Consider the following 5698-nt stretch of genomic DNA (forward strand, 5'->3'; position numbering starts at 1 on the left):
AATTCCCATAGGAGAAAGTAATCTACCTATGGCAACCCTATTCATAGATTCACCCATCCAGTTATAATAAAAGCTTGCATTGTCATAAACTGCATCAGCGTATTTTTTATAAGATGATCCGCTTTGATTAAAGGTCTTTATTACTTCTATCCCATTTATATACTCAACAATGGAATTATTCATATGTTGACCAATGGCAACTGACTTTCCAAACATTTCTTTATAATGAGCATTCATAACAGACATCATATTAGCCATTCCCACCACAAATGGAATTAGTGATAGCAAAGTCAATCGCCAATCTAATGTAAACATGTAAATAAACAATAGAATAGGTCCTACTAAATTTGCCGTAAATTCTGGCACTAAATGGGCAAGTGATGTTTCCATAGAATCAACTTGCTCAACTATAATATTTTTTAATTCTCCAGATGTTCTTGATAATACATCTCCTAGTGGCATCTTAAAAAGTTTCTTAGAAATATCATTTCTAATTTCTCCTAATGAATTAAAGGTTGCCGTATGGGAAATATTTGTTGATATTCCTGCTGCCACTTCTTTAATAACAAATGTTATTAAAATACTTATGCATAGTGGAGTATATAAACTCATGTCGCTTACTCCATTAATCAAATTTACAATAATTTTTGCCATAAAAATATAAGAAAAAAGCCCAGCCACCACTCCAATTATTGCCAGTAAGATTGACATAAAATATGAGCCTTTTCTCTTTTTTACATATTGTTTTATTAGATCCATCAAATCCCCTCCTTAATATTATATTTTTTTCCCATTAATATAGCTAATATTTTTTCTTTATCCTCCTTTGTAGAAAATTCCTCAAAAGAGTATCCGTCTAGATAAAGAATTTTATTGCAGGAATTACACAAAAATTCATAATCATGGGAAATTATAAGTATAATTTTTTCTTTTTCTTGTAATTTCTTCATTCTTTCTGAAATAATTTGCATATTATGTCCATCTAAACCACTTGTTGGCTCATCAAATAAATAAACATCTCTTTCTAAAAGTTCTGCTGAGGCGATAGTTAATCTTTGTTTTTGTCCGCCTGACATGATTTGTGGATGGATGTCTTTTAAATTTTCTAAGTTAAAATCAGCTAATATTTTATCTGTATCTGCATCTTTATTATTTAGTTTTAACTCGTCTTCTGCTGAAACTTCAAAAAGATTACTATCAGGATTATTTGACAGGTAGTATATTCTTTTTTGCCTATTTCTTTTGTTTAATTTTTCTCCATTTATAGATATAAAACCACTATCTTTTTTCACAAGTCCACTTAAAATTTTAAACAGAGTAGATTTGCCTATGCCATTATCCCCAATAATTCCATAAATATTTCCACTTTTAAATTCGTAGGTCAAATCTTTTATAAGGACATTCTTATTATAGGAAAAAGAAATTTTTTCTAAGTTCATAGAATTTATCTCTTTTAACTTATTTATTTTAGGATATATTTTATTTAAAGAAAAGAATCTTAATCCTAACTTATTGAAAAAATCTTCACTTTTTGATAATAGTTCTTCCTCTGTAAAAACATTGCTAATTTCCCCATTTTTAAGATAATAATATTTATCCACTACTCCTCTAAGGTAGTATAGCCTATGCTCTGAAATGATTATTGTCTTTTTATTTTTCTTTAATAAAAGCATAAGTTTTCTTAAAGCTTCTACACTTTTCATATCTAGGTTAGCAGACGGTTCATCAAAAACATAAATAGGTGGATTAAGTGCATTTATTGAAGCAATTGCTATTTTTTGTCTTTCTCCACTTGAAAGATGAAATAAGTTTTTATCTTTTAAATCTTCTCCATTAATAGATTTTAAGGAATTATTGATTATTTCATCTATTTTTTCTCTTTCTATCCCATAATTTTCAAGCCCGAAGGCAATTTCATCTTCTACATTTTCTGCAAAAAATTGACTCTTGGGATTTTGAAAAATAGATCCTACTTTCCTCCCTATTTCATATAATTCTTTTTCCAGGGGATTTATTCCATCTATGGAAATTTCTCCCTTTAATTTTCCTCCATAGAATTTATAAGCAAGACCATTTATAAGTCTTGTAAGGGTAGTTTTACCACAACCACTCGCCCCTATAAAGGCAACACATTCCCCATCATTAATTTCCAAATTAATATTTTTTAAGATGTTTGCTGAATCTTTACTGTAGGCAAAGCTTACATTTTTTAAATTGATCATCTTAATAACTCCTCTCAAGGAAAATCATGCTCATTGTGATAAAGATGGTGATTAAACAAACAATAACATCAAGATTTCTAAATTTTATTTCTCTTCTTGAGCTATGTTTTCCAGATGCAGAAATTCCTCTTACTTCCGATGCGGCGGCAAGTTCTTCAGCTATTTTTGAAGATGAAAACATCATAGGAACAAATAAATATTCCATCGTTAAAAATGGTTTTTTAATAGAAATTAATCCTCTTAATCTCAATGAGTCGATAATTTCTTTAAACTCACTTTTAACTACTGGGAAAAATCTCATCATGAAAATAAGTGGCAAAGCAACATTTCTATGAATTTTCATTTTTTTCATTATTGCCATTATCTCTCCTGGAGGTGTTTTTAAAATTGGTATTACTGATAGAACTATAACTAATGTTCTTATAACCATAAACAGAAACATATCTGGAATCAAAATGCCAAAACCTTCACCATTTGAGACAAATCTCAAAAAACTTAAAACACCAATTGCAATAATTAGTTTTATAGTAGATTTGCTATATCCTTGCAGTGATACATAAATAACTAGAATGGCGGCTAATAAAAAAAGTACAGTATCTTTGGACAATACTGAAACCAAAAATACCGTACTTAAAAATACTACTAATTTGGAACGTAAGTCCAAATGCATCATTTTATTATGCCTGTCTTTTTAAAATGCTTTTCTGTCATCTTATTTCCTAAATAGCAACCAATAATTGCCGCCACAATAGTACATGCTAAAGAAATAAGAATCCATTTAGGATTTGTATAATACTGAGTTTGTATTTGAACTTGTTCTGGAGATACGCCAGACTTAATGAAGGCATCTTTAAAAAACCATATTTCGCTCATACCATGAGCCGCTCTAGTTAATGATGTAATTATCCAAGCAATAGTAATTCTTTTTATATTCCTATAGCTATCTGTACCAAGCATAGATAACTCTGCAATTATCCCACCACCTACAAACCATGGAATCATAAAAGGACCCATAAAGACAGTTGCTAATATAGCTTGTATAATATTATAAATTAGTGCAACTCCCGGTTTGCCTACTTTCATAGCCATATAAACAAAAAATGGTCCTAAAATTAGTGCAGTAAACACAGCATTAAAAATCATATTGAAAAATAATGATGCCCCTGTAATCATTGAAAAAGCAATGAACACAACAATCATGATTGCAGAAAAGATTCCTATGGTTGCTAAATCTTTTATAGTTAATTTTTTACTTTCCATAATTCAACCTCCTTATTTGATATCTATTATCATCTTATAATAGGCTAAGCTTATTTTCTTGACTATTTAGACTAAATGTGCTGTTTTAGATATTTTTCTATATTCTGAAGGAGTGAGATTAAACTTATTTTTAAAAGTATTTGAAAATTTAGCATGATCTGTGAAACCTACCCTAATAGCAATTTCCGTAATTGAAATTGATGAATTATTCAAAAAATCAGCCGCTACCTCCAATCTTTTACTTGTTATAGCTTCCTTAATTGTTTGCCCAAAAACACTCTTATAGCAAGATTTCATTGTGGTAGAATTTATCTTAAAAATTTCTGATAGTTTATCATAAGTTATATTTTTTTCGTAATTATTCTTTATAAATTCATCTATTTTCTTTACAATATCAACATTTGTCTTAATAAAATATTTCCTATCGCTTATCATGTTACTGGTATCAAGGTTTGAAATATATAGGAAAAGTTCTTGAAATTTTACCCTTAGATATTCAATTAGAATTTCATCTGGAACTTTATAAACTTCATAAAAAATATGTTCAATATGCTGAGTAGCTCTTTGTACAAAAACTTTATCCTTATTACATAATTTTCTTAAAACAACTTCAAATTTAATCCCTAACATTTCTTCTAAAAAATATATTTCGCTATCGAATTCTTTTGGATTAATATAAAAAGTCACACCATGATAATGAGATATAGGAAAAAAAGATTCCTCAGAGCTGTTACTACTTGCATTGATTGCAAAATCTCCCGATTCCATATAAGTAATAGTTCCATCGCTTAACACGCATTCAAATCTTCCTTCTCTACAATGATTAATCTCATAGCTTTGATTTAAATTTTTTGATAATTTTTTCTTTATGACAGAAGTGTGTATATCATTATAAAAAACTGTTACCCCTTTGAAAATTTCGTACTTCGAAACTATATACTTCCCATTTTCCAAATTATGAAATTCGCAAATTCTCCCTTTAGAATTTTCTATTATTTTTTCTAAATTTCTTCCATAAAGATGGCACATTAACTCCTTACCCATAAAAATCTCCTAATTAATAAGTTTTTCTCTCAAATAACCTTCCAACATCTTTTTGATTGTTTTTTTATTTTCAATAAAAATTTCTTTTTGATTTAAACTTTCATATCCTAAAATCAAAGTATTTACAAAGGTCACTAAAAACTCATCTTTAAAAATAGATGAAAGCTTATCTTTTGGATCAAATGCAGACGATAAAATTTCTGTGTTTGTTTCTTTTAAATTTTCAAACATTTCACACAATCTTTTATCTTCATTTTGTAGTTTCAAAAAAATTGCATAGATGCTTTTAAATTCATTTTCATCATAAATTCTTTCCATCATCATCTCAGTAATTGCGTCTAAAGTCGTTAACTTAGATGTGTCGATAGTTTTGCTTTTTTCTCCTCTATAATTGATACCTAATTTCATAAAATCATAAATCATTTCATAGGTTGAGCCATAATGATAGTAAACACCACCTTTACTTAAACTGACTTTTTCTATAACATCTTCCATAGTTGTATTTTGGAAACCCTTTTCTAAAAAACATGTCTTTGCCGCTTCCAGAATTTCTAACTTCCTTTTTTCTCCAACTTTCAATTTTTTATCATTCAAAACTTTATCTCCTGTCAATAAATAATTCCGACGATACCGTCAGTTTTATTGTAACTCATTTGATAATTAATTTCAATATATGAATTATTTTAAATTTTAGTAATCTTATCTAAGATATTTGCTTGAACGCCCTTTATACTTCTTAATTAATTTCTTTAAATGCGGTATAATTAACGAACTTAATATACGCTTAACGCTTATAACTTTAATAGCAAGCACAGTAAGTGTACGGACACTTACGAAAAAAATTAATGGAGCAGTTCTTTAAGGAATGCTCCATTTTTTTACGCACCTAACCACACGAAAGTTTACTTGAGTGTTTGGTAGGTGCTATGCAAGAACTTTCCAAGAGCTAATATAGTTAGCGATTGGTTGAAGTCTACTGCTAATTTTTACCTTGTTATGGAAACCCTAAGACCCCGAAATATATTTTATAAAGGAGATATACTATGGATAATAGAAAAAGAAATAATCAGCTTAAAATATATTTAACAGATGAAGAAAAAGAAATCTTTGAAAAGAAAATGAAACTTGCAAACTGCAAAACTATGTCCCACTTTCTTAGGAAATGTGTATTA

The 5698-nt window shown here is 28.7% G+C and carries 6 protein-coding genes and 1 pseudogene; 1 reads left to right on the forward strand and 6 read right to left on the reverse strand.

The annotated features are described in order from the left end of the window. The 6 genes from KHW44_RS05735 to KHW44_RS05760 all read right to left on the reverse strand — a co-directional run. Positions 1-759 (reverse strand): ABC transporter ATP-binding protein (locus KHW44_RS05735; protein ID WP_304067051.1); only part of this gene is annotated, 759 nt, incomplete at its 3' end. Beyond that, a complete protein-coding gene (locus KHW44_RS05740; protein WP_304067053.1) occupies positions 759-2222 on the reverse strand; it encodes an ABC transporter ATP-binding protein in 1464 nt (487 codons plus the stop codon). The genes KHW44_RS05735 and KHW44_RS05740, both read right to left, overlap by 1 nt. A 1-nt stretch (position 2223) precedes the next feature. Then, entirely contained in the window at positions 2224-2895 is a 672-nt protein-coding gene (locus tag KHW44_RS05745) for an energy-coupling factor transporter transmembrane protein EcfT (RefSeq protein WP_094225134.1), read from the reverse strand. Next, the gene (locus KHW44_RS05750; RefSeq protein WP_002834820.1) at positions 2892-3482 is read right to left on the reverse strand and encodes an MptD family putative ECF transporter S component; all 591 of its coding nucleotides are present in this window, start codon (positions 3480-3482) and stop codon (positions 2892-2894) included. The genes KHW44_RS05745 and KHW44_RS05750 overlap by 4 nt, the downstream gene beginning before the upstream one ends. Positions 3483-3548: 66 nt before the next feature. Then, positions 3549-4526, reverse strand: a complete 978-nt coding sequence (locus KHW44_RS05755; RefSeq protein WP_304067055.1) for an AraC family transcriptional regulator — start codon at positions 4524-4526, stop codon at positions 3549-3551. Positions 4527-4535: 9 nt separating this feature from the next. After that, positions 4536-5120, reverse strand: a complete 585-nt coding sequence (locus KHW44_RS05760; RefSeq protein ID WP_304067058.1) for a TetR/AcrR family transcriptional regulator — start codon at positions 5118-5120, stop codon at positions 4536-4538. A gap of 449 nt (positions 5121-5569) precedes the next feature. Between KHW44_RS05760 and KHW44_RS05765 the strand changes: the two are divergent. Beyond that, a pseudogene (locus tag KHW44_RS05765) lies at positions 5570-5698 on the forward strand (plasmid mobilization relaxosome protein MobC); the annotation flags it as partial.

The organism is Finegoldia magna (genome assembly GCF_018371055.1).
Lineage (GTDB): Bacteria > Bacillota > Clostridia > Tissierellales > Peptoniphilaceae > Finegoldia > Finegoldia magna_I.